20 protein-coding genes are annotated in these 20,807 nt (G+C 44.0%); 6 read left to right on the top strand and 14 right to left on the bottom strand.

The window, feature by feature from the left end; translation table 11 throughout:
• Window position 1: 1 nt before the first annotated feature.
• The 11 genes from rplV to RT422_RS06500 form a co-directional block, all read right to left on the bottom strand.
• On the bottom strand, window positions 2-331 hold the full coding sequence (gene rplV, locus RT422_RS06550) for a 50S ribosomal protein L22 (RefSeq protein ID WP_007115550.1): 330 nt from the start codon (window positions 329-331) through the stop codon (window positions 2-4).
• Window positions 332-341: 10 nt separating this feature from the next.
• Entirely contained in the window at window positions 342-617 is a 276-nt protein-coding gene (gene rpsS, locus RT422_RS06545; protein ID WP_313421706.1) for a 30S ribosomal protein S19, read from the bottom strand.
• Between the two features lie 11 nt (window positions 618-628).
• Entirely contained in the window at window positions 629-1,459 is an 831-nt protein-coding gene (gene rplB, locus RT422_RS06540; protein ID WP_007115548.1) for a 50S ribosomal protein L2, read from the bottom strand.
• Between the two features lie 10 nt (window positions 1,460-1,469).
• Window positions 1,470-1,793 (bottom strand): 50S ribosomal protein L23, encoded by a 324-nt coding sequence (gene rplW, locus RT422_RS06535; RefSeq protein ID WP_007115547.1) that lies wholly within the window; start codon window positions 1,791-1,793, stop codon window positions 1,470-1,472.
• On the bottom strand, window positions 1,790-2,392 hold the full coding sequence (gene rplD, locus RT422_RS06530; protein WP_007115546.1) for a 50S ribosomal protein L4: 603 nt from the start codon (window positions 2,390-2,392) through the stop codon (window positions 1,790-1,792). The genes rplW and rplD overlap by 4 nt, the downstream gene beginning before the upstream one ends.
• Before the next feature lie 14 nt (window positions 2,393-2,406).
• Window positions 2,407-3,045 carry a 50S ribosomal protein L3 gene (gene rplC, locus RT422_RS06525; RefSeq protein ID WP_007115545.1) on the bottom strand — a complete coding sequence of 213 codons (639 nt, stop codon included), beginning with the start codon at window positions 3,043-3,045 and terminating at the stop codon, window positions 2,407-2,409.
• Between the two features lie 54 nt (window positions 3,046-3,099).
• Window positions 3,100-3,411, bottom strand: a complete 312-nt coding sequence (gene rpsJ, locus RT422_RS06520; protein ID WP_007115544.1) for a 30S ribosomal protein S10 — start codon at window positions 3,409-3,411, stop codon at window positions 3,100-3,102.
• 334 nt (window positions 3,412-3,745) lie between these two features.
• Entirely contained in the window at window positions 3,746-5,311 is a 1,566-nt protein-coding gene (locus tag RT422_RS06515) for an Rne/Rng family ribonuclease (RefSeq protein ID WP_312115660.1), read from the bottom strand.
• Between the two features lie 70 nt (window positions 5,312-5,381).
• The gene (locus RT422_RS06510) at window positions 5,382-6,029 is read right to left on the bottom strand and encodes an HAD-IIIA family hydrolase (protein ID WP_312115663.1); all 648 of its coding nucleotides are present in this window, start codon (window positions 6,027-6,029) and stop codon (window positions 5,382-5,384) included.
• The gene (locus RT422_RS06505) at window positions 6,022-7,119 is read right to left on the bottom strand and encodes an RluA family pseudouridine synthase (RefSeq protein ID WP_313421705.1); all 1,098 of its coding nucleotides are present in this window, start codon (window positions 7,117-7,119) and stop codon (window positions 6,022-6,024) included. The genes RT422_RS06510 and RT422_RS06505 overlap by 8 nt, the downstream gene beginning before the upstream one ends.
• Before the next feature lie 471 nt (window positions 7,120-7,590).
• A complete protein-coding gene (locus RT422_RS06500; protein WP_284034718.1) occupies window positions 7,591-7,743 on the bottom strand; it encodes a hypothetical protein in 153 nt (50 codons plus the stop codon).
• 224 nt (window positions 7,744-7,967) lie between these two features.
• Between RT422_RS06500 and RT422_RS06495 the strand changes: the two genes are divergently transcribed.
• Entirely contained in the window at window positions 7,968-11,732 is a 3,765-nt protein-coding gene (locus tag RT422_RS06495; protein ID WP_313421704.1) for an Rne/Rng family ribonuclease, read from the top strand.
• Window positions 11,733-11,837: 105 nt separating this feature from the next.
• Here RT422_RS06495 and RT422_RS06490 read toward each other — a convergent pair whose 3' ends face one another.
• Complete coding sequence (locus RT422_RS06490) at window positions 11,838-12,755, bottom strand: DUF808 domain-containing protein (protein ID WP_313421703.1); 918 nt, start codon at window positions 12,753-12,755, stop codon at window positions 11,838-11,840.
• 416 nt (window positions 12,756-13,171) lie between these two features.
• Here RT422_RS06490 and RT422_RS06485 point away from each other — a divergent pair, with 416 nt between their 5' ends.
• The 3 genes from RT422_RS06485 to RT422_RS06475 all read left to right on the top strand — a co-directional run bounded on the left by RT422_RS06485 (window position 13,172) and on the right by RT422_RS06475 (window position 16,918).
• Window positions 13,172-14,014 carry a DsbC family protein gene (locus tag RT422_RS06485; protein WP_313421702.1) on the top strand — a complete coding sequence of 281 codons (843 nt, stop codon included), beginning with the start codon at window positions 13,172-13,174 and terminating at the stop codon, window positions 14,012-14,014.
• 173 nt (window positions 14,015-14,187) lie between these two features.
• On the top strand, window positions 14,188-15,525 hold the full coding sequence (locus tag RT422_RS06480; RefSeq protein ID WP_099808453.1) for a homoserine dehydrogenase: 1,338 nt from the start codon (window positions 14,188-14,190) through the stop codon (window positions 15,523-15,525).
• Window positions 15,526-15,739: 214 nt separating this feature from the next.
• The gene (locus RT422_RS06475) at window positions 15,740-16,918 is read left to right on the top strand and encodes a thiolase family protein (RefSeq protein ID WP_050324664.1); all 1,179 of its coding nucleotides are present in this window, start codon (window positions 15,740-15,742) and stop codon (window positions 16,916-16,918) included.
• 86 nt (window positions 16,919-17,004) lie between these two features.
• On the opposite strand, the gene RT422_RS06470 is transcribed toward RT422_RS06475, so the two are convergent.
• Window positions 17,005-17,646: a cold shock and DUF1294 domain-containing protein gene (locus RT422_RS06470; RefSeq protein WP_313421701.1), complete on the bottom strand. Its 642-nt coding sequence runs from the start codon at window positions 17,644-17,646 to the stop codon at window positions 17,005-17,007.
• Window positions 17,647-18,142: 496 nt separating this feature from the next.
• Between RT422_RS06470 and RT422_RS06465 the strand changes: the two genes are divergently transcribed.
• A complete protein-coding gene (locus RT422_RS06465) occupies window positions 18,143-18,976 on the top strand; it encodes a DUF2382 domain-containing protein (RefSeq protein WP_050324662.1) in 834 nt (277 codons plus the stop codon).
• Between the two features lie 172 nt (window positions 18,977-19,148).
• The gene (locus RT422_RS06460; protein WP_284034722.1) at window positions 19,149-19,712 is read left to right on the top strand and encodes a DUF2382 domain-containing protein; all 564 of its coding nucleotides are present in this window, start codon (window positions 19,149-19,151) and stop codon (window positions 19,710-19,712) included.
• A 157-nt stretch (window positions 19,713-19,869) separates the two neighbouring features.
• On the opposite strand, the gene RT422_RS06455 is transcribed toward RT422_RS06460, so the two are convergent.
• The gene (locus RT422_RS06455; protein WP_007115530.1) at window positions 19,870-20,787 is read right to left on the bottom strand and encodes a LysR family transcriptional regulator; all 918 of its coding nucleotides are present in this window, start codon (window positions 20,785-20,787) and stop codon (window positions 19,870-19,872) included.
• Between the last annotated feature and the right edge of the window lie 20 nt (window positions 20,788-20,807).

The following is a 20,807-nucleotide window of genomic DNA, read 5'->3' as shown; positions in this document are numbered from 1 at the left end:
ATTATGCTCCTACCTTAACTGTGATGTGGCAAGTACGTTTGCTAATACGGTCAGCACGACCTTTGGCACGTGGTAAAACACGTTTTAACGTAATACCTTCATCCACATAAATGGTAGAAACACGCAATGTATCGATGTCTAAACCATTGTTATGCTCAGCGTTAGCAATCGCAGATTCTAAGCATTTTTTAACCAATTTAGCGGCTTTTTTGTTGCTAAAGGTTAAGATATCTAATGCACGCTCGATTGATTTGCCGCGAACTTCGTCAGCAACTAAGCGTACTTTTTGTGCCGAAATGGCGGCACCGCGTAATTTTGCAGTTACTTCCATGATGAGCACCTTATTTCTTAGATTTCTTGTCAACGCCATGACCACGATATGTACGGGTTGGGGCGAATTCACCAAGTTTATGACCAACCATTTGCTCGTTTACGATAACAGGTACGTGTGTACGACCGTTATGAACAGAAATAGTTAAGCCGACCATTTGTGGCAAAATCATTGAGCGACGTGACCAAGTTTTGATTGGTTTGCGTGAGTTATTTTCTAACGCATTCTCAACTTTGGCAAACAAGTGCGCATCGATGAATGGACCTTTTTTCAATGAACGAGGCATGAAATTATTCCTTATTTCTTATTGACGCGACGACGGCGGATAATCATGTGGTCAGTACGTTTGTTAGAACGTGTTTTAAGGCCTTTAGCCTTTTGACCCCATGGGCTGGTTGGGTGTTTACCGAAGTTACGACCTTCACCACCACCGTGTGGATGGTCAACTGGGTTCATTGCAGTACCACGAACGGTAGGACGAACGCCACGCCAGCGGTTGGCACCTGCTTTACCCAATGATTTAAGGTTATTTTCAGTGTTTGATACTTCACCGATAACCGCACGACAATTTACGTGGATACGACGAGTTTCGCCTGAACGTAAACGAACGATTGCATAGATACCATCACGACCCAATAATTGAACCGCAGCACCTGCTGAACGAGCGATCTGTGCACCTTTACCGATTTTAAGTTCGATATTGTGAATCACTGTACCCACTGGAATGCTACGTAGTGGTAAGCAGTTACCTGGGCGAATTGGTGCAGTTTCACCAGAAATAACGGTATCGCCTTGTTGCAATTTTTTTGGTGCGATAATGTAACGACGCTCACCGTCTGCATATTTAAGTAGTGCGATGTGTGCAGTACGGTTTGGATCGTACTCAATACGCTCTACAACAGCAGGGATGTTGTCTTTGTTACGTTTGAAGTCAACAACACGGTAATGCTGTTTATGACCACCACCGATATGACGGGTAGTGATACGACCGTTGTTGTTACGACCACCAGTTTTGCCTTTTGACTCTACTAATGCTGCATAAGGACGACCTTTATGAAGGTGTGGATGCACCACTTTCTCGACAAATCGGCGACCTGGTGATGTCGGTTTGGCTTTTACGATAGGCATTGTGTAATCCTTATTCGTTGTCAGCAGCAGGTTGTTCTGCTACGTCGGCTACTTGAACATCTTGACCAGCTTTTAAGGTCACATAGGCTTTTTTGAAGTCTTGACGACGACCTACCGTGCGACCAAATCGCTTTGTCTTACCTTTAACATTCAAAGTGTTAACTTTAACTACTTCAACACCTTCAAACATTAATTCTACGGCTTTTTTAATCTCTTTTTTTGTCGCGTTGGTGTCAACTTTGAATACTTGCACACCTAAAGTATCGCCCAAGATTTGAGATTTCTCTGAAAATACAGGTGCTTTTAGTACCTGATATAGTCTTGCGTTATTCATGCTAACACTCCCTCAATTTCTTTGGCGGCTGCGACAGACATGATGACTTTGTCAAACGCAATTAGGCTAACTGGATCAACTTCAGTGCTACCTAGTACGCTGACGTATGGAATATTGCGAGCAGCTAAGTAAAGATTTTCGTCAACTTCATTGGTAACGATCAATGCTTTAGGGGCATTTAAGTCTTTAAGTTTAGCGATAAGCTCTTTAGTTTTTGGTGCTGAAATGCTGATGTCATCGACCAATACCAAACGGTCTTGACGAATCAATTCAGCAAGAATGCATTGCATGGCACCACGGTACATTTTACGGTTCACTTTTTGTGACCAATCTTGTGGTTTGGCTGCAAATGCGCGACCACCACCGACCCAAATTGGGCTACGGATGGAACCTGCACGTGCACGGCCAGTACCTTTTTGACGCCATGGTTTTTTACCACCGCCAGATACTTCACCACGCGTTTTTTGAGCACGGCTACCTTGACGACCACCCGCTAAATAAGCGGTAACTACTTGGTGTACAAGTGCTTCGTTGAATTCACGACCAAATGCTACGTCTGATAGCTCAACCGCCGAACCTGTTACTGTATTTAGATTCACGTTAATCCCCTTGATTAAGCTTTAACTGATGGACGTACGATAACGTCGCCACCGTTGGCACCAGGAATTGCACCCTTGATAACTAGGATACCTTTTTCAGCATCAACTGAAATCACTTCTAAGCCTTGTACGGTCACACGTTTGTTACCCATTTGACCTGGCATTTTTTTGCCTTTAAATACACGACCCGGTGTTTGGTTTTGACCTGTAGAACCCACAACGCGGTGAGATACTGAGTTACCATGTGTCCAATCTTGTGAACGGAAGTTGTGGCGTTTGATACCACCTTGGAAACCTTTACCTTTGCTGGTACCAATTACGTCAACGATTTGACCTACTTGGAACAAGTCAGCAGCGATTTCACTACCTGCTTCGCGGCCTTCGAGTTCGCTATCTTCGACGCGAAATTCCCAAGTGCCACGACCTGCAGCAACGCCAGCTTTTGCAAAGTGACCTTTTTGAGCTGCATTAACACGAGAATCACGACGTTCACCAGTTGTTACTTGGATAGCTTGGTAGCCGTCTGTGTCTTGTGTTTTGATTTGAGAGATACGGTTGGCAGTAACTTCAACAACAGTTACAGGAATTGAAACACCTGCTTCTGTGAAGATACGAGTCATGCCGCATTTTTTTCCGACTAAACCGATCGCCATGTTGTTAACCTCTTAATTTTTACTGTTATTCAATATAGGTGTTACCCTAAGGGGTTAGCCTAATGCGATTTGTACATCAACACCCGCCGCTAAATCTAACTTCATCAGTGCATCGACTGTTTTGTCAGTAGGCTGAACGATATCTACCATACGTTTAAATGTGCGGATTTCGTATTGGTCACGGGCATCTTTGTTCACGTGTGGTGAGGTTAAGATGTTAAAGCGTTCAATGCGAGTTGGTAGCGGTACTGGACCACGAACTTGTGCACCTGTGCGTTTTGCGGTATCAACAATCTCTTGAGCTGATTGGTCAATCAGACGATGGTCAAAAGATTTAAGTCTGATACGGATTTTCTGGTTAGCCATGCCAGTAAGCTCCTAATATAAAGTTTGATATGGGTTAATTTGCGTTGGGTGTTAAGCTGTTATTGAGTAAACACCTAACTTGCATTTTTTACCTGTTTTTAACAGGCACTTTTTGAAAATAAAAAAATTTCAGTCCCACTCAAACCATTAACTTGCAATACATAGATAGCATTATTAATAGTCGGTGAAACTGTATTCTTTAATTTCGTGTCGCAAACAATGGAGCGACTGTATTAAAGGGCTTATTCTTTTATGAATTGACGAATCATCTTCGTCGCCCTGCAATAAGTTAAGTGGGCTGTATTATACCGATTTTTTGGGTAAAAGCAATAGGCTAATCTAGCAAAATATCATATTGTTCTTGATTAAAACGGTTATCACTCTCCAAGTTAATCGGACGACCCAGCAAATATTCCATCTCTGCCACTGTGTCTGCTTCAATGGTTTCAAGCAAATCAATCACCCCGCTATTTGCGACCACGGTAAATTTCTTAGGGGCGTTGTAGGTTCTGGCGCAGCGCATCAACTCGCGAAAAATCTCCAAACACACGGTTTCGGCACTTTTAACAAAGCCTTTACCGCCACAGGTTGGACACGGCTCACAAAGCTGTTGTTGTAGGCTCTCTCGCGTGCGCTTGCGAGTCATCTCGATGAGCCCAAGCGCTGAGACTTCGCTGATGTTGGTTTTGGCATAGTCACGTTTGAGCTGTTCTTGCAGGCTTGCTAGCACTTCATCGCGGTGTTGTTGCTCTTGCATATCGATAAAGTCAAGAATGATAATCCCGCCCAAATTACGCAGTCGCAGCTGACGGGCGATAGCGTGGGTGGCCTCCAAATTGGTTTTATACACCGTATCTTCAAGAGAACGCCCTCCGACAAATGAGCCTGTATTGACATCAATGGTGGTCATGGCTTCGGTTTGATCGATGATAAGATAACCGCCTGATTTGAGATTAACACGGCGATTGAGCGCGTCTTTTAAATCATCTTCAACGCGGTGAACATCAAATAACGCCTGCTCGCCATCATACAATTGAATACGTGGATAAATCAGTGGGACAAATTCTTTGGCAAAGTGACGAATAGCGTCAAACACTCGGGCGTTATCGACCGTCACCCTTTCAGTCTGCTCACCAATCAAATCTCGAATTGCGCGCAAAGGTAGCGACAAGTCTTGATAAATCAGCTCAAAACGACGATGGGTCGGCGTTTGCTCACGGCGGGCTTGTACCATCCGCCAAAGCTGCAGTAGATAATAAATATCTTCTTCAAGTTTGGATTGCGGGATATTTTCGGCAGCGGTACGGGCAATCAATCCGCCTTGCAGATTGACTTGGTGCATCAGCTCGCCAAGCTGTGTTTTTAACCGCTCTCGCTCATCGCCATCAATCCGCTGTGAGATGCCGATATGTTCACCATACGGCAAGTACACCAAATAACGCGAAGGCAATGACACATCCGTCGTCAATCGTGCCCCTTTACTGCCTAATTGGTCTTTAATCACTTGCACCAAGATACGCTGTCCTTCATACAAGCGGTTTTCTATCAACTCGCTAGGCGGTGGCTGATAGGTGGTTGTGGTCATCGCCAGCGTAGTGGTGTCAGGGTCTAAGGTGTTGTCAATCGCGGGGTTTTGCGGTTTGGACGGTTCAATGGCTGAAAGCTTAGGACGCAGGGTCTGCATATCATTGACATGCAAAAACGCGGTGCGCGATTGCCCAATGTCGATAAACGCCGCCTGCATTCCTGGCAGTACGCGCACCACTGTGCCAAGGTAGATATTGCCCACTGAGCCAAGTTTGCTATGGCGTTCGATAAAGATTTCGTTCAGTATCCCATCTTCGAGCACCGCGACTCGGCTCTCAGATGGGCTGATGTTGATGAGTAGTTCTTCGGTCATTATTAACAGCTTTTTAAAATTTTTAGTTGCCGTTATTCTACTCGAAGTTAGTTATCTGCACAAAGCTAAACTAAATTAGCTGTTGTTTTAGTTCATTGATTGTTGTTACAAGCTTGGTTGGATGTTCTTTTGCCAAAACATCGGCTTTTTCACAGCCGTAACTTACAGCAATGCTATCCATCTGTATTGCATTTGCCATACGGATGTCATGAATACTATCACCGATAAAAACAGCGTCTTCAATTCTTGTGCTTGTTTCTACCAAGATTTGCTCAAGCATTAAGGGATTTGGCTTACCTGCAGTTTCGTCAGCGGTTTTGGTGAACGTAAAAAACGCTTGAATCCCAGAATTGGGTAGCACGCGCTCCAGACCTTTACGTTTTTTCCCTGTTGCAATGGCTAAGGTTTTGCCTTGTGCGTGTAAATCTTGAATCAATTCTTTGACACCATCAAACAATTTGTCATTGTCGCAATGCTTGACATAATACTCAGAGTAAGTGGCTAAAAGTTCATCATATTTATCGCTGTCATTAGGAAACAAAATTGGAAACGCATCGACTAACGCAATGCCGATAATAGATTTGGTGGCGTCATCGGTGACGGTTAAACCGTGCTTTTCAGCAGCATAGCGCATGGCATCGACGATTAAGCCAACCGAATCCATCAGCGTGCCATCCCAATCGAAAATGATTAGCGATTTGTTTTTCATGTTAATCATGTTGATTCTCTAGCAAATTTTGCATATCGACTGGCAATTCGGCTGTAATCGTTTCATATTCCGGAATTTCGAGCTGATAAGCATGCAAGCACAAGCGGCGCACGCTTTTATCGCCTTTAGCCACATTCGGATTATATTTATCATCACCCAACAGCGGATGCCCGATACTCGCCAAATGCACCCGAATTTGGTGGGTACGCCCTGTGAGCGGTTTGGCTTCAATTAAGCTGACTTTCTGACCATTTAACTCAAATTTTTGCAACACGTTAATTTGGGTTTGACTTGGCTTACTATCTTCGGATTTTATATCGACTTTGACACGGCGTTCACCGCTTTTGCCTTCTTGTGTGGCAGGCAACGTGTATTTTAATAGCGGTTTATCAATGGTTTGTGTTTCGCTACTTATCCAACCTACCACCAAACACAGATAGGTTTTTTGCAAGGTTTTTTCTCGCAAATGTTCTTGTAAAGTTTTAAGGGTTGAGCGTTTTTTGGCAATCATCAGCAAGCCAGAGGTATCTTTGTCAATGCGGTGTACCAGCTCAAGGTATTTTTTACCCGTTGCTTCTCGCATGGCTTCAATCACGCCAAAACTCTCGCCACTGCCGCCATGCACCGCCATACCCGATGGCTTATTGAGTACGATTAAACCTTCATCTTCATACACAATGCGCTCAAGCAAACTCTGGGCAAAGTCAGGGCTAATCACGGGTTTTTCACGCGTGGCAAGCTTGATGGGTGCAATGCGCACTACGTCATTACGCTGCAGTTTGTCGTGGGGTTTACAGCGTTTGCCATTGACACGGATTTCGTCGGAACGAATCATATTATAGACGTGTGAGCGCGGCAGTCCTTTAAGACGACCCAACAAAAAGTTATCAACACGTTGGTCATGCTGCTGGCGCGTGACGGTCAGGTAATTGACTTTAGCAAAATCTAAAATATCGTCATCTGCAGACTGGGGCTGTTTGCTAGGCGGTTGTTTGCTAGGCGTACGTTTTGGAGTTTGATGAGCCGATTGCTGCGATAGGGTGTCGCGTTTTTTGCTAGGATGGGCAGGACGTTTGGGAGACTGCGAGTGCTCTGTCATATTTTAATAGCCGTTTACATAAAAATTTGCTATAGTTTAGCAGTTTAGTGCCTGTGCCGCTATGAATTCGCGCCATCAATTCGACTTAAACCCTGTTAAGCTTCATTTCAAAGTAGTTTATGTGGGATAATTAAACTGTCGCTTTTGCTGTCGCCCATACCGCCGAAATTTATTCATGGCAGTATGACTCACGATAGGGCGCACTAAACTGCCAATATTTATAGATTTTAAGACTGATTTTAATCAATATCAGCACACGACATACGAGTAACGAAGATAATTGTCATTTGAAAACATGTTCAAATAGTTTGTAAAGATTAGTGATATATAGAGATAACAGATAAATGGTGGGTTTTGTGCCTTACGACCACAAAACTGCTGGTAACGATTAGTGTATTATGCGCCTAGGTAAATGAACTCAGTAGTTGCGATTTTGAGATAAACGTTTACGGTTTTGGACGATTTACCATTTTAAATTGCCCACGCCTTTGTAAAACCTAACTTATCAGGCTTGCCATTTAAAGCGAAAACTAACGCTAACACTTTTTGACCAATAGGGAAAAAGGGTTCATTCATTTGTCCTAAAACACACATTGTTTTGGGCAACAACCCCCAATCCGGCATGACGGCTGTATTTACCTAACAGGCTTACAACCTCGCTATGGCAATAATACAACTTAATCATGCAATTTTTGGTGAACAACAAACCTTGTTATCAAGCCGCCTACGCTTGCTATCAGCGAATCTAGTCAAGACTGTTTGACGTTGTTTCATCTAATATTTGATAGTAATGTTTGATAGCAACATTTATCTACGCTCGTATGTTTTGTGTGTTTAGGAGAAAACACATGAAACGCATTCTCATCAATGCTACCCACGCTGAAGAAATCCGTGTTGCCCTGTGCAATGGTAATCATTTATATGATTTCGATTTAGAAAACCGTACCCGCGAACAAAAAAAAGCCAATATTTATAAAGGTCATGTGACCCGTGTCGAGCCATCGCTTGAAGCCGTATTTGTGGAATACGGTTCACAACGTCAAGGTTTTTTACCGATTCGTGAAATCGCCCCAGAGTATCTAGCAGGCGACCCTCGCTCTACCACTAACATCAAACAACTGATTAAAGAAGGCGATGAGCTCATCGTGCAAGTGGAAAAAGAAGAACGCGGTAATAAAGGCGCGGCGTTATCTACTTTGATTTCATTGGCGGGTCGTTATTTGGTATTGATGCCCAATAATGCGCGTGGCGGCGGTATCTCTCGCCAAATCTCTGGCAAGTTGCGCGATGAGATGAAGCAAGCGTTAAGTGAGCTAAGACTACCCAAAGGCATGAGCGTTATCATCCGTACTGCAGGGATTGGTAAAACCACGGATGAATTGCAACATGACCTTGACCATTTATTAAACATTTGGAAAGGCATCCAACAACAAAGCCAAAAATTTCCCTCACCTCGCCTGTTGCACCAAGAAGCTGGCGTAGTCACCCGTGCCGTACGCGACTACTTGCGTGATGATATCACGGAAATTTGGGTCGACAATGAATACGCCTATAATGAAGCGGCGAATTTTATTGAAGCGGTGATGCCGCAGCAAGCGAATAAACTGCGCAAATACACTGACTATGAGCCGATGTTTGCCCGTTTTGGGATTGAAAAACAAATCGAAACCGCCTACCAACGTGAAGTACGTTTGCCAAGCGGCGGTTCGATTGTGATTGACCAAACTGAAGCCTTGGTATCGATTGATATTAACTCATCAAAAGCCACCAAAGGCGCGGATGTCTCAGAAACGGCGTTTAATACCAATTTGGAAGCAGCAGATGAAATCGCTCGTCAATTACGCCTGCGTGATATGGGTGGTTTGATTGTTATTGACTTCATTGACATGGCAACTGATGACCACCAAAAACAAGTGGAAAATCGTCTCAAAGAAGCCACCAAAAACGACCGCGCGCGTATCCAATTCGCTGAAATTTCACGTTTTGGACTACTTGAAATGAGTCGTCAACGCTTGCGCCCATCACTTGAAGAAGCGACAGGTTACCTCTGCCCGCGTTGTCACGGTACCGGTATGATTCGTGACTTGCGTTCACTTGCCTTATCAATCATGCGTCAAATCGAACAACGGGCACTACAAGAACGTCATGGCGAAATACAAGCCGAAGTGCCAACTGACATCGCGGCATTTTTACTCAACGAAAAACGTGAAACGCTGGTATGTCTTGAGCAAGAAAGTGGCACGCGCATTACTATCTTGCCGCATGCCCATCTTGAATCCCCTGAGTTTAATATCACTTATAACAGTGATGGGTTCGCGCCATCGAGCTATGAGCGTGTTGCCGAAAGCCAACAACAAGAATATAAAGACCGTGGCTACGATACTAGCAACTGGCACACCGATGACAATGAAGTCAGCCGTGTAGCACCAACAGGTAATCATAATGCCTGGAGCAATGCTAGCAAAGCCGCCAACACCACGCCTAACCCTGCAACGCCATCCAACAAACCTCAGCAAACTGACAACAATACGACTGCCCCCAAAGCTGCCGCGCCACAGCCCGTGCAGCCGGCCGCCACTGTCCCTGCGACTTCAGCAGTCGCTTGGCTATCGAACTTGTTTGCCCCTACCCAGCAAGCACAAGTCACTCCACATTTTAGTGGTCAAGATGCCGCTTCGGCGATTGAAAGTCTCGTCAATACCGGCGCGCAAAGTTTGGGTGTGCAAGGTCAAATCAATCATGCCGCATTGACGGCAAGCATCCCTGCGGTGAGCGCAAACACCAGCGAAACTAGCGCCAACCCTTATCAAGAAGCGCCTCAACAACCTTCAGCCACGGCTGAATCAAGTGATAAAGATGCCGAGCGCCGTAAACGTGGTAACCGCAAACCAAAGGCTAAAAAACCAAACCGTTATCAATCTGAGGCGGCTGAGGCAGAAGTTTCATCACAGGACACTGACAGCAACAAAGACAAATCAAACGATGCGTCAAAAACTGCCAAAACGAGTGAGCTGCCAAAACGCGAGCCGAATAGTCGCCGTGACAGCCGTGGGGTCAAAGAACGTCGTGCTACACTAGCGAATGATGATAGTAGCGCGGCAGTCATTGATGTGACAGCGACTGATACCGCTGTTGCCCCTGTCGATGGTAGAAAAAACAACCAATCCAGAGCAGAAAAACCGAAAGGCACCAAACAACGTGACCCCAACAGTGTGCAAGTTCAAGTATTTAAAACTGAACAACAACAACCTATAGCTGCGGTTGAAACAACGCACCTCTCGTTAGATGATAGCAAAGGGGAAATTGCAAAACCTGAGGCGCAGCCAATAGCATCAGCTTCGATGCCCGAACAGGCAATTCAGACGCCAGTTAACCCTAGCAACGTTACAGTGTCCAATGACGAGGTAGCAGAGCTTGCTAAAGCATCCAAACCATCTGCGCCATCAGCTGAGCCAGTCACTGCACAGCTGGCAGTGACACCGAGCCAAGGTCGTGCCAAAAATGACCCACGCGAAGTTTACAAGGCTTATCAAGCGCAATTTAGCCCAGTTGCCTCTGTAGTGAGCACTTCGGTGACAAAAATTTCAGGTACGGTCAGTCAGTTTATTAACCAGTACTTAGATAATGCCGCTGAAAAAATGGCAAGCGACAGCGTGGTTAGCTGCTTTATCCAAGCCATCGATGCTTTTAATCATCAAGCTGCTACTACCACTACCCCCGCAAAAGATAATGTCGTAGTGGCTGAACAACAGCGTTTTGGGCAGTACTTTAGAAATTATGGCTATGCCAGTCTATCCGCGCAAAATTTGGATGATTATCATACGGCCATTTTGCCAGCCAATCAGTTCCAACGCCAAGCAGGCAAAACTGACGCTGCACTACCAGCGGTAACTAAACGCGCCATCAATGACCCACGCGGTTCTTTGGTTAATACTGCTGTCGCTCAAGCGCCGACTGATTCAAACCCGTCAGTTGCTGAGCCTATCTCGAATGAAACTGACAGTGGCAAAGGTCAAGTAGAAGCAGCCTCAACTCAATCAGCGTCGCCTAGCCAAAACCACCTGCCATATCAAACAGGTAGCGTAGGCGCATGGATTGTGGCGCGTTTGGGCGAGCAAGGTCATGCGTTGATTGAGCAAGGTAAATTGGTCGAAGCTTACTTGCAAGCGCACAATACGCCAGTCTCTGCGACAACAATAGCGGATGATGCTATAGTGAATCAGGACGTTGACTTAGTGCCAACAGCTGATGAATCCGCAGTAGCCTTTAATACTGACAGCGAAGGTGTTGAAGCAACGGACGTAGAAGATAGCGCAGAAGCAGCGGCGCAAAAACGTAAAACCACACCGGTAAGTTATAAGAACATGATTGAAAGTGTGGCAGAGCAAATGAAACCGGCAACCGTTGGTATGCTGACCTTGGCAACCCCAAAAGCACCCAAAACCCGGACGCGTAAAGCTAAGGCGAGCGAAAAACCAGCAGCCAAACCCAAAACGCGTACCAGTAAAAAGGTGGAAAATGCCGTGGTTGTCACTAAAAAATCAACGACCACCGCCCAAACTGAATTGGCGCCCTCTCACGATGAATCGGAAGCGCCGCAGCACAATCAGTAAATCAATCTTGTTTGCGTGCACGTATAGCAATAAAAAAGCAGTTCAACATGAACTGCTTTTTTATTTTAGCTACAAATTTTAGATACAGTGAATGGGCGGGCTTGTTTAATGGGCAGGCTTATTACGAATTTTTGAAATGACTGTCATGATCGCAACTACCACTAAACCTGCTACCAAACCAACCAGTGCATTTAATAAGTTGGTGGTTAAGCCTGAAAACGCCCCTGACAAGTCACCTAAATGTTCAATCCCATGATGTAATGCGCCAACGCCATGTGCCAAAATACCACCACCCACCAAGAACATCGCCAAAGTACCGGCGATTGATAGCACTTTCATCAAAATAGGCGCAAAGGCTAATAACGCCTTACCTATACTTTGTGCCGCTGATGACGACTTTTGCTGCAAGTGCAGCCCTAAATCATCTATCTTGACAATCATAGCTACAAAGCCATACACACCCACTGTCATGATGAGTGAAATTACTACCAGTGTTATCGCTTTATCCAGTAAAGGCACCGTTGCCGCAATGGTGCCGAGGGAAATCACAATGATTTCAGCCGATAAAATAAAGTCCGTTCGCACTGCCCCTTTAATTTTTTCTTTTTCATGCGCCACCAAATCCACACTTTCATCGGCATTGGCTGCTACCCGCTCGGCTTGCTCGGGGTCATTACTGCCAGAATGTGGCCAAAATTTGTGCACCACTTTTTCTGCCCCTTCATAACATAGATATAAACCACCAATCATCAATAACCCGGTCACTAAGGCTTGCGAAATCGCACTAATAATCAAAGCCAGTGGCACCAAAATCGCTTTATTGACTAAGGAGCCTTTGGCGACACTCCACACCACAGGTAACTCGCGATCGGCTTTTACCCCTGACACTTGATTGGCGTTAAGTGCCAAATCATCGCCCAACACGCCCGCCGTTTTTTTGGCAGCGACTTTTGTCATCACCGATACATCATCTAGGATGACGCTAATATCGTCGAGTAAGGTTAACAAACTAGCAATTGCCATGATAAATTCCTAAAAAATAGTAAAAGATGAAAAAATAATAATAGTTATAACTAGCTGACGATTTATTAGTTTACAAATTTGTCATTCAAACACAATGTTTAAATTGTATTGCAACTTATCAAAAGTTATTTGCTTAAACGCTGAATTTTTTTAAAAAACCTAGTTAAGCAAACTTTGTTAAACAACCTTTTAATCCATTAATAGAACTTGGCTTTGAGCCGGTTGCTTTTAGCGCACCAAAAGATTGAAACAAGCGGAAAGATTGAGACGAGCAGAAAGATTGGAACGGGCAAAAATGTGAGCCCCGACCTAGTAGACCTGATAGATTATTAACAATAAGTTGACAGGGGTAGCGCTCATACGCCATAACAATATGGTAAAATAAAAACCTATATTAACGTTCTGTGGGTTTTCTCATGCTCATTCGTTTTGCAACTTATCGTTCTAAAACCTCATTAGCTACCCGTTTAATTACCAGTGTCATCGCCGTGGCTGGCATGGTTGGTTTGGCAGGCTGTGATAATGCCCAATCGCGCACACCCGCCAAGTCTGAAACTCAGAAACTTGAAGCGACTAACAGCTCAGCCCCCGCGGCAAAAAATGAATCACAGCTACAGCAACTGCTAGCGGCGAATTTAGCCAAATCAGGTATCACCGCCAAAATCACCTCGGTGACAGCGACGAGTATGCCAAACATCTATTGGGTCAAAGCCGAAGGTTTACCGGCATTTTTCACCGATGCGAAAGGTCAATATGTAGTACAAGGCGATATCATCAAAGTCGGTGGTGCCAAACCTGAGCACATCTCAGCGAACTTGCAAGCGCAAGATGCGAAAGCCAGCCTTGCCACCATTGATAAAAAAGACATGATTATCTTCCCTGCCAAGGGGCAGACGAAAGCGGCAATATATGTGTTTACCGATGCAGATTGTGGTTATTGCCGTAAATTCCACAGTGAAATTGATGAAGTAAATGCACTGGGTATCGAAGTACGTTATCTACCTTGGCCACGTAGTGAACAGACCATGCCAATCATGGAAAAAATCTGGTGTAGCAGTGACCGCAAAAAAGCCTTAACCGATGCCAAATTGGGCCTGCCTATCAATGCACCGACTTGCAGTAACCCCGTACGTAAAATTTATGAGTTAGGCGCAAATTTGGGTATCAATGGCACCCCAGCCGTGTTTGACACAGAAGGTCATCAACTTGGCGGTTATGTGCCACCTGCTGAATTGGCACAGGCGCTCAACCTCAAATAAGTTCACCCCTGATGGAATACAAACCAGCTAGTACTCATTAGCTGGTTTTTTTATTTTAATTTTTTTGGGCAATTGGATTTTATACCTTACCAATCACAAGTTAGCATGGTATATTTAGCTAGCCAATTTTTAAACTTTTATTTTTATATTTTTGACATTTGAGAATTTTTTTTATGAATAATCGACCTATTCAATTAGCGATTTTAGGGCTTGGTACTGTGGGTACTGGGGTGGTTGAACTACTACAAAACAACCTTGATGAAATGACGCGTCGCACAGGACGTGAGATTAAAATTACCCACGTAGGCACGCGTCGCAACCGTACCGATATCCCAACAGACATCAAACAATCTGCCGATTTGCTTGATATCGTTCAGCAAGATGATGTGGATATTGTGGTGGAATTAATGGGCGGTACCACCACGGCTAAAGAGGTGATTTTAGCGGCAATCGAGCATGGCAAACATATTGTGACTGCCAACAAAGCCTTACTAGCAGAACATGGCAATGAGGTTTTTGCCAAGGCGGAGGCCAAGGGCGTCAAAGTGGCGTATGAAGCCGCGGTTGCAGGTGGTATTCCGATTATCAAAATCTTACGTGAAGGCTTAGCTGCCAACAAAATCGATTGGCTTGCAGGTATCATCAATGGTACAGGCAACTTTATCATGACTGAAATGCGCGATAAAAAGCGGGACTTTGCAGATGTCCTCGCTGAAGCCCAAGCGCTGGGTTATGCCGAAGCCGATCCGACATTTGACGTCGAGGGGATTGATGCTGCGCATAAATTAACGCTACTTGCGTCAATTGCGTTTGGTATCCCACTACAATTTGACAAAGTTTACTGTGAAGGCATTACCAAAATCACCAAGCAAGATGTGCGTTATGCCAACGAGCTTGGCTACCGTATCAAGCATTTAGGGTTTGCCAAACGTCGTATTTTAGACAGTGGCGAAGAAGGTATTGAATTACGTGTACATCCGACTTTGATTCCAAAACAGGTGTTACTTGCCAATGTGAATGGGGTAAAAAATGCCATCATGGTTGACGCAGAGCCTGTTGGACAAACCTTGTATTACGGTTCGGGTGCCGGCGCAGGGGCAACTGCATCAGCCGTGATGGCAGATGTGGTGGACATGGTACGCGCCCTTGCAGAGACCAATGATTCAACTGCCAATTTGGTGCCACATTTGGCGTTCCAGCCTGAGACACTCAATAACACACGTATTTTATCGAGCGATGAAATGATCACAGGCTACTATCTGCGCCTACAAGTCAAAGATGATTTGGGTGTACTAGCAGAAGTTACCCGCATTTTAAGTGAGTCTAAAATTAGTATTGATGCAATTTTGCAACAGCCAGCGCATGATGATACTAGCACTGATTTGCCAGTCATTATTATGGTTGACCCCGTTGTTGAGCGCAATATGAATGAAGCGATTGCTAAAATCGAAGCGTTAGATACCGTGACAGATAAGGTGGTGCGCATTCGGTTGGATGAGTTAATGCAGTAAAATTTAGGTAGACTTGACTGAGATATTTTACAGTATTTTCAGTAGTTTAATTTACATTTTAACTATGATAATATGAAATGTATCGCATTAGCAAAACTTAAAACATCTATTGTGATTGGCATGGTTGCCGTTTACAACCCTGTTTATAAACCCTAGTGATTTAGGTCGTAGTTTGCTTGTGACAACAGAAACCCTAACTCAAAGGAAATTTAATATGGAAAATTCAGTCGTAATCGTAGATGGCGTTCGCACCCCAATGGGTGGATTCCAAGGTGATTTGAACGAAGTATCAATGCCAGAGCTTGGTGCAACCGTCATTAAAGAAGCCGTTAACCGTGCTGGCGTAAAACCAGAAGAGATTGACGAAGTTATCATGGGTTGTATCTTAACCGCAGGTGCAGGTCAAAGCCCAGCGCGTCAAGCGATGCGTAAAGCAGGTATCCCAGATGCCACAGGCGCAGTCAATGTCAACAAACTTTGTGGTTCTGGTATGAAAGCCATTATGCTAGGTGCCAACTCAATTCGTAGTGGTGAGTTTGATATCGTGGTAGCAGGTGGTATGGAATCAATGACCAACGCCCCTTATGTGCTACCAAAGGCACGTGGTGGTTATCGCATGGGAGATGGCGAGATCAAAGACACCATGTTCTTAGATGGTCTTAAAGATGCTGATACCGGCAAGTTAATGGGTGCATTTGCGCAAGAAATGGCAGATAAACGGGGTATCACACGTGAGGCGATGGATGCATTTGCTATCGAATCGCTAAAACGCGCCAACACCGCCATCAATGAAGGTCACTTCAAAAACGAAATCGTTCCGGTTACTGTCAAAACTCGTAAAGGCGATGTAGTCATTGACACGGACGAACAACCCGGTAAAGCCAATGTAGACAAAATCCCAACCTTAAAACCCGCGTTCTCAAAAGATGGTACAGTCACTGCCGCTAACTCAAGCTCAATCTCTGATGGGGCAGCCGCCGTTGTATTGATGTCAGAAGACAAAGCCAAAGAAAAAGGCTTAAAACCACTTGCACGTATCGTTGCCCAAGCCACTCACTCACAACACCCAAGCGAATTTACTATCGCACCTATCGAGTGTGTGAAAAAAGTTTTAGCAAAAGCTGGCTGGAGCAAAGAAGACGTTGATCTTTGGGAAATCAATGAAGCATTCGCCATGGTAACCATGCTTGCTATGCAAGAAAATGACCTTGATCATGCTAAGGTTAATATCGAAGGCGGTGCTTGTGCATTGGGTCATCCCGTGGGGGCATCGGGTGCGCGTATCGTAGTCACACTCATCAACTCACTCAAACGCACAGGCGGTAAAAAAGGCATTGCTAGCCTATGTATCGGTGGCGGTGAAGCGGTTGCCTTAGCGATTGAATTAATCTAATTGTCTCATGCTAAAAAAAATCCCTAATCTATATTAGGGATTTTTTTACTCAACGATCGATCTATAACAATCAATCTATCAAGCAATCATCTGATTTTTAGGTTGATATAACTTATGATTGCCAAAGCTAAAAGATTACCCATCACTGTCAAGTAAAAAGCCCTACGAAATTCTGGTTTGGTTGATTTATGGCGCAATAACCAATGGGCAAACGCCGCCCCTACCCAACCCCCAGCAAAAGCTAATTTATGGAGTGACGCTTCTTGCACACGCCAATCACCATTTTTGGCAGCTTTTTTGTCATGCGCGTACAGCAGATAGGTCGCTAAACTTATCGCAAAATACCAACCAATAATCCATAAGGGTAAGTGCTTAACCAGCACAATAGCGGTCAGTAACACAAAAAACAGCACCCCAATAGCCACCCACGTGAGTAATGTTTGATTTTTAAGGTCATTTTGAGCTTGACGAACTTGGCGGGCATTTTGTTGGGCAATTTTTTGTCTGACAAACGTCTGTTGCTGCACGTTGATAGCACAGGGTTTGCCATCTCTGCCTTGCCCTATTTCAAAAACTACCGCTTCATTAAGCACAGGGCGTTGGTTCGCTCGGTATTCGCTGATATGAAAAAAAATAGCTGGGTCTTGCCAATTGTTATCGGTTTGCTCAATAAACCCAAAGCCTTTGTCATCTTGCCAGCGGATTATTTTGCCTTGATATTTTGTCATTAAAAATCACCTAATATATATGTTGATAACTCATTATTTATTATAACTTATCTTTTATAACGCCTTATTGGGCGGGCAATGGTGTTTCGCGCTAAGTGCTCTACCCGACTTTTTTCTATGTTTTTAATTTATTGCTAAAAGCCAATTTTTTTTACGCTTGGTTGCAAAAGTTACTTAAGACAACTGCCAATTACACCCTCTAAACAAAAATTTATCAAATCCTACTACTTAATGGGAGCTTTTTTCAGTAATCTTGTTTGCAAGTCGAACGATTAAGCGTATGACATTTTTCATCGTTTTTATCATCGGCGATTTCAACAATCAAGCATCTGTTTCAACAACCAAGTAGCTGTGAAACATCTAATTTGTTGAATTTTAAAAATTTTATTATAACAATTTTCATTTAACTATAAAAAACTATCTTATATTTATTTAGTTTTTAACTTAACTACCTTAATAAAAAATAAACAATAAGATATCTAAAGGAGATTTTTCCATGGCAAGTTTAATACGTTTACGCGATATCCAAGACACCCACGTTGACCTTTTAGGTAACGATTATTTTGATCCAACTGGTAAAACCGCTTATGGCGCCAATGGCGACAAAGTGGGTAGTATTCAAGGTGCTTTAGTTGATGAGAGCACAGGCCGTATTCGCTACTTCATTGTTGATGTAGGTGGCTGGTTTAGCTCGAAAGAAGTTTTAGTACCAGCGGGTTTAGCTCGTATTCAAGACGACAATGTATACTTTGATTCGCTCAGCCGAGATACTGTTGAAACAATGGATAGCTACGATCCTGACTACAACTACAGTATTGAAGAACAAACGGTTCGTGACCGTCACGTATTTGACCGTGCTGCCACACCTGTTAAGCTTACTGATAACGATTACCAATCACCTAATACATTACAGTTACTTGAAGAACGCATTTCAGTCAATAAAGACAAAATCGTAGCGGGGTTACTAAAAGTTGGTAAACACGTTGTGTCTGAGCCACGCACTGTCAACGTTGAGTTAACTGAAGAACAAGCGCATATCCAGCGTACGCCAGTTAACAGACCTACTGACCGCAGCATCGGTGATAATGACAATGCCACTATTGAGGTTGAACTTGAAGCAGAACGTGCAAATGTCAACAAACAAACTTATGTCACTGAAGAAGTTAACGTAGATAAAGTGGCACAAACTCGCACTGAGACCTTTAATGAAACCGTTCGCCGTGAAGAGTTAGATGTACAAAAAGATGGCGTTGAGCGTGTAACGGGTGTTGATACCGTCGATGGTAATGTATCACCTGCAATTGATCCAAATGCGCCCCGTAAACTTTAATAATTAATATCATTAGATAATTGATTACTATAGAGTTTAACTTCTGCCAACGGTGTTGCCATTGGCTTGAAAAAGGCAGATGATTTCATCTGCCTTTTTTGTGATTGTTATATATTATTACAGTATTTTGGAACAATAACTTTGCAATGGAAAACACTTTATGAAAAACCCGATGACAAATACTACCGAACTAAACACTAATGATACCCATACTCACGATAACATTGTTAAAACCGTCGATCTTCGTGAAGATACCACTAACACCTTAGAGCTATTAGCTGAACGCCCCCAAGTGCAAATTGAGCGATTTATCAAAGACAATATTAAATTATCAAAAAAAATCATCAGCCAAACGGTTAACGTTCCTGTGACACTCAATCAAGAAGTGTTAGTGATTGAACATGTGTTTACCCAGCCTAGTGCCTCTCATGATAATTTAGTTAGTGTGGTTACTAATAACGTCAATGTGCCACAATTGATGGTGAATGGGCAAGCGATTACTTTAGGCGATACCCCGATTGAGATTCCGCTACTTCAACAAACAGCGAAAGTGAATATTGAAACCATTGTGGCGGAAAAAGTACAGTTAATGACCCAAAATGTCAGTCATGAAACGCAAATCCCTGTGACATTGCGTCATGAAGAATTGGTCACTGAAAAAGTTGAATACGATGAGCCCACGGTATTAGCGACAACGCATATCGCCCCTGAAGATGTTAACTTGGTTTCAAAGTAATTCCTTTCTACTTTGTTTGGATGAGCTCGCCTTAGCTTCTGTTGGTGTGTCTTTTGTTGGCGTGTGTTGGTATGTAATTTGGGTGTGGCATACATCAACATAATAGTGGCATTATGAATGTCACACCCAGCATTTTTAATTGATTAGGTTTAATCAATTAGGCTCGATGATGGGCGGGTAATGTTGATTTATGGCTAATCTCTGGCAGTAAATCCAAAAACCCTTGGATATAAGCCACCTCTTTACTTGTGGTACGGGTCGCCGCATAAAGCTGGCAAAACACGCCTTCCCCCAATGCCCTTGATATGACCCAGCCTTTTTTTTCGTATTCATTGACCACCCAATTCGGTAACGAGGCAACCCCTCGTTCACTCGCAACCAGCTGAATTAACATCGCGGTCAATTCTGTGGTTCTTAGTTTCTTGGGCGCAAGTCCTGCAGGGGCAAAAAAATGCGCGATGATATCAAGGCGCTTGGCCTCCACAGGATAGACGATGAGCGTTTCATCAATCAAATCTTCTGGCAAAATCGGCGATTTTTTATCGACCAATGGGTGCGTCGGTGACAACACCAAGCGACTTTCATATTGGAATAACGGCAGATAGCTGATTCCCTCCAAGGGTAAGCGACTGGCTGTGATAAGCACATCAATTTCTTCATCGAGTAGCATTTGGTGTGGCTCAGGTTCAAAGCCTGAGCTAAAGTCCAGCTCAACATCTTGCCATTCCCTGCGATAACGATTAAGGATAGGCATCAACCAATCAAAACAGCTATGACATTCCGAGGCCAAACGCAATTGTCCCGTTTGACCACGACCCAGTCTTTTAAGGTTGGCGGTGGTACGATTAAATTGCGGTAGCACACTGTCCGCAAGTTTGAGTACTTCTTTGCCTGCTGGGGTAAAGCTTAGCGGTCTTGAGCGGCGATTGACAAGGCTAACACCATAATAATTTTCGATTTCTTTGAGCTGATGGGACACCGCTGATGCCGTGACATACAAGTCCTCAGCCGCGGCAGCAAGCGAGCCTTGCTCACGTAGTGCGGTCAATAATTGAAGGTGGCGGATTTCAAGCATAAAATAATTTTACCGTTTGC

Origin of the sequence: Moraxella sp. CTOTU49803 (assembly GCF_032097965.1) — a bacterium.
GTDB classification, from domain to species: domain Bacteria; phylum Pseudomonadota; class Gammaproteobacteria; order Pseudomonadales; family Moraxellaceae; genus Faucicola; species Faucicola tetraodonis.
Note: the sequence above shows the minus strand (reverse complement) of the source record. Positions and strands in the feature narration are given on the sequence as shown.

Excerpts from the sequence above, each read along its gene's own strand:
- rplV (WP_007115550.1), bottom strand. The coding sequence starts at position 331 with ATGGAAGTAACTGCAAAATTACGCGGTGCCGCCATTTCGGCACAAAAA.
- rpsS (WP_313421706.1), bottom strand. The coding sequence starts at position 617 with ATGCCTCGTTCATTGAAAAAAGGTCCATTCATCGATGCGCACTTGTTT.
- rplB (WP_007115548.1), bottom strand. The coding sequence starts at position 1,459 with ATGCCTATCGTAAAAGCCAAACCGACATCACCAGGTCGCCGATTTGTC.
- rplW (WP_007115547.1), bottom strand. The coding sequence starts at position 1,793 with ATGAATAACGCAAGACTATATCAGGTACTAAAAGCACCTGTATTTTCA.
- rplC (WP_007115545.1), bottom strand. The coding sequence starts at position 3,045 with ATGGCGATCGGTTTAGTCGGAAAAAAATGCGGCATGACTCGTATCTTC.
- rpsJ (WP_007115544.1), bottom strand. The coding sequence starts at position 3,411 with ATGGCTAACCAGAAAATCCGTATCAGACTTAAATCTTTTGACCATCGT.
- RT422_RS06515 (WP_312115660.1), bottom strand. The coding sequence starts at position 5,311 with ATGACCGAAGAACTACTCATCAACATCAGCCCATCTGAGAGCCGAGTC.
- RT422_RS06510 (WP_312115663.1), bottom strand. The coding sequence starts at position 6,029 with ATGATTAACATGAAAAACAAATCGCTAATCATTTTCGATTGGGATGGC.
- RT422_RS06505 (WP_313421705.1), bottom strand. The coding sequence starts at position 7,119 with ATGACAGAGCACTCGCAGTCTCCCAAACGTCCTGCCCATCCTAGCAAA.
- RT422_RS06500 (WP_284034718.1), bottom strand. The coding sequence starts at position 7,743 with ATGCCGGATTGGGGGTTGTTGCCCAAAACAATGTGTGTTTTAGGACAA.
- RT422_RS06495 (WP_313421704.1), top strand. The coding sequence starts at position 7,968 with ATGAAACGCATTCTCATCAATGCTACCCACGCTGAAGAAATCCGTGTT.
- RT422_RS06490 (WP_313421703.1), bottom strand. The coding sequence starts at position 12,755 with ATGGCAATTGCTAGTTTGTTAACCTTACTCGACGATATTAGCGTCATC.
- RT422_RS06485 (WP_313421702.1), top strand. The coding sequence starts at position 13,172 with ATGCTCATTCGTTTTGCAACTTATCGTTCTAAAACCTCATTAGCTACC.
- RT422_RS06480 (WP_099808453.1), top strand. The coding sequence starts at position 14,188 with ATGAATAATCGACCTATTCAATTAGCGATTTTAGGGCTTGGTACTGTG.
- RT422_RS06475 (WP_050324664.1), top strand. The coding sequence starts at position 15,740 with ATGGAAAATTCAGTCGTAATCGTAGATGGCGTTCGCACCCCAATGGGT.
- RT422_RS06470 (WP_313421701.1), bottom strand. The coding sequence starts at position 17,646 with ATGACAAAATATCAAGGCAAAATAATCCGCTGGCAAGATGACAAAGGC.
- RT422_RS06465 (WP_050324662.1), top strand. The coding sequence starts at position 18,143 with ATGGCAAGTTTAATACGTTTACGCGATATCCAAGACACCCACGTTGAC.
- RT422_RS06460 (WP_284034722.1), top strand. The coding sequence starts at position 19,149 with ATGACAAATACTACCGAACTAAACACTAATGATACCCATACTCACGAT.
- RT422_RS06455 (WP_007115530.1), bottom strand. The coding sequence starts at position 20,787 with ATGCTTGAAATCCGCCACCTTCAATTATTGACCGCACTACGTGAGCAA.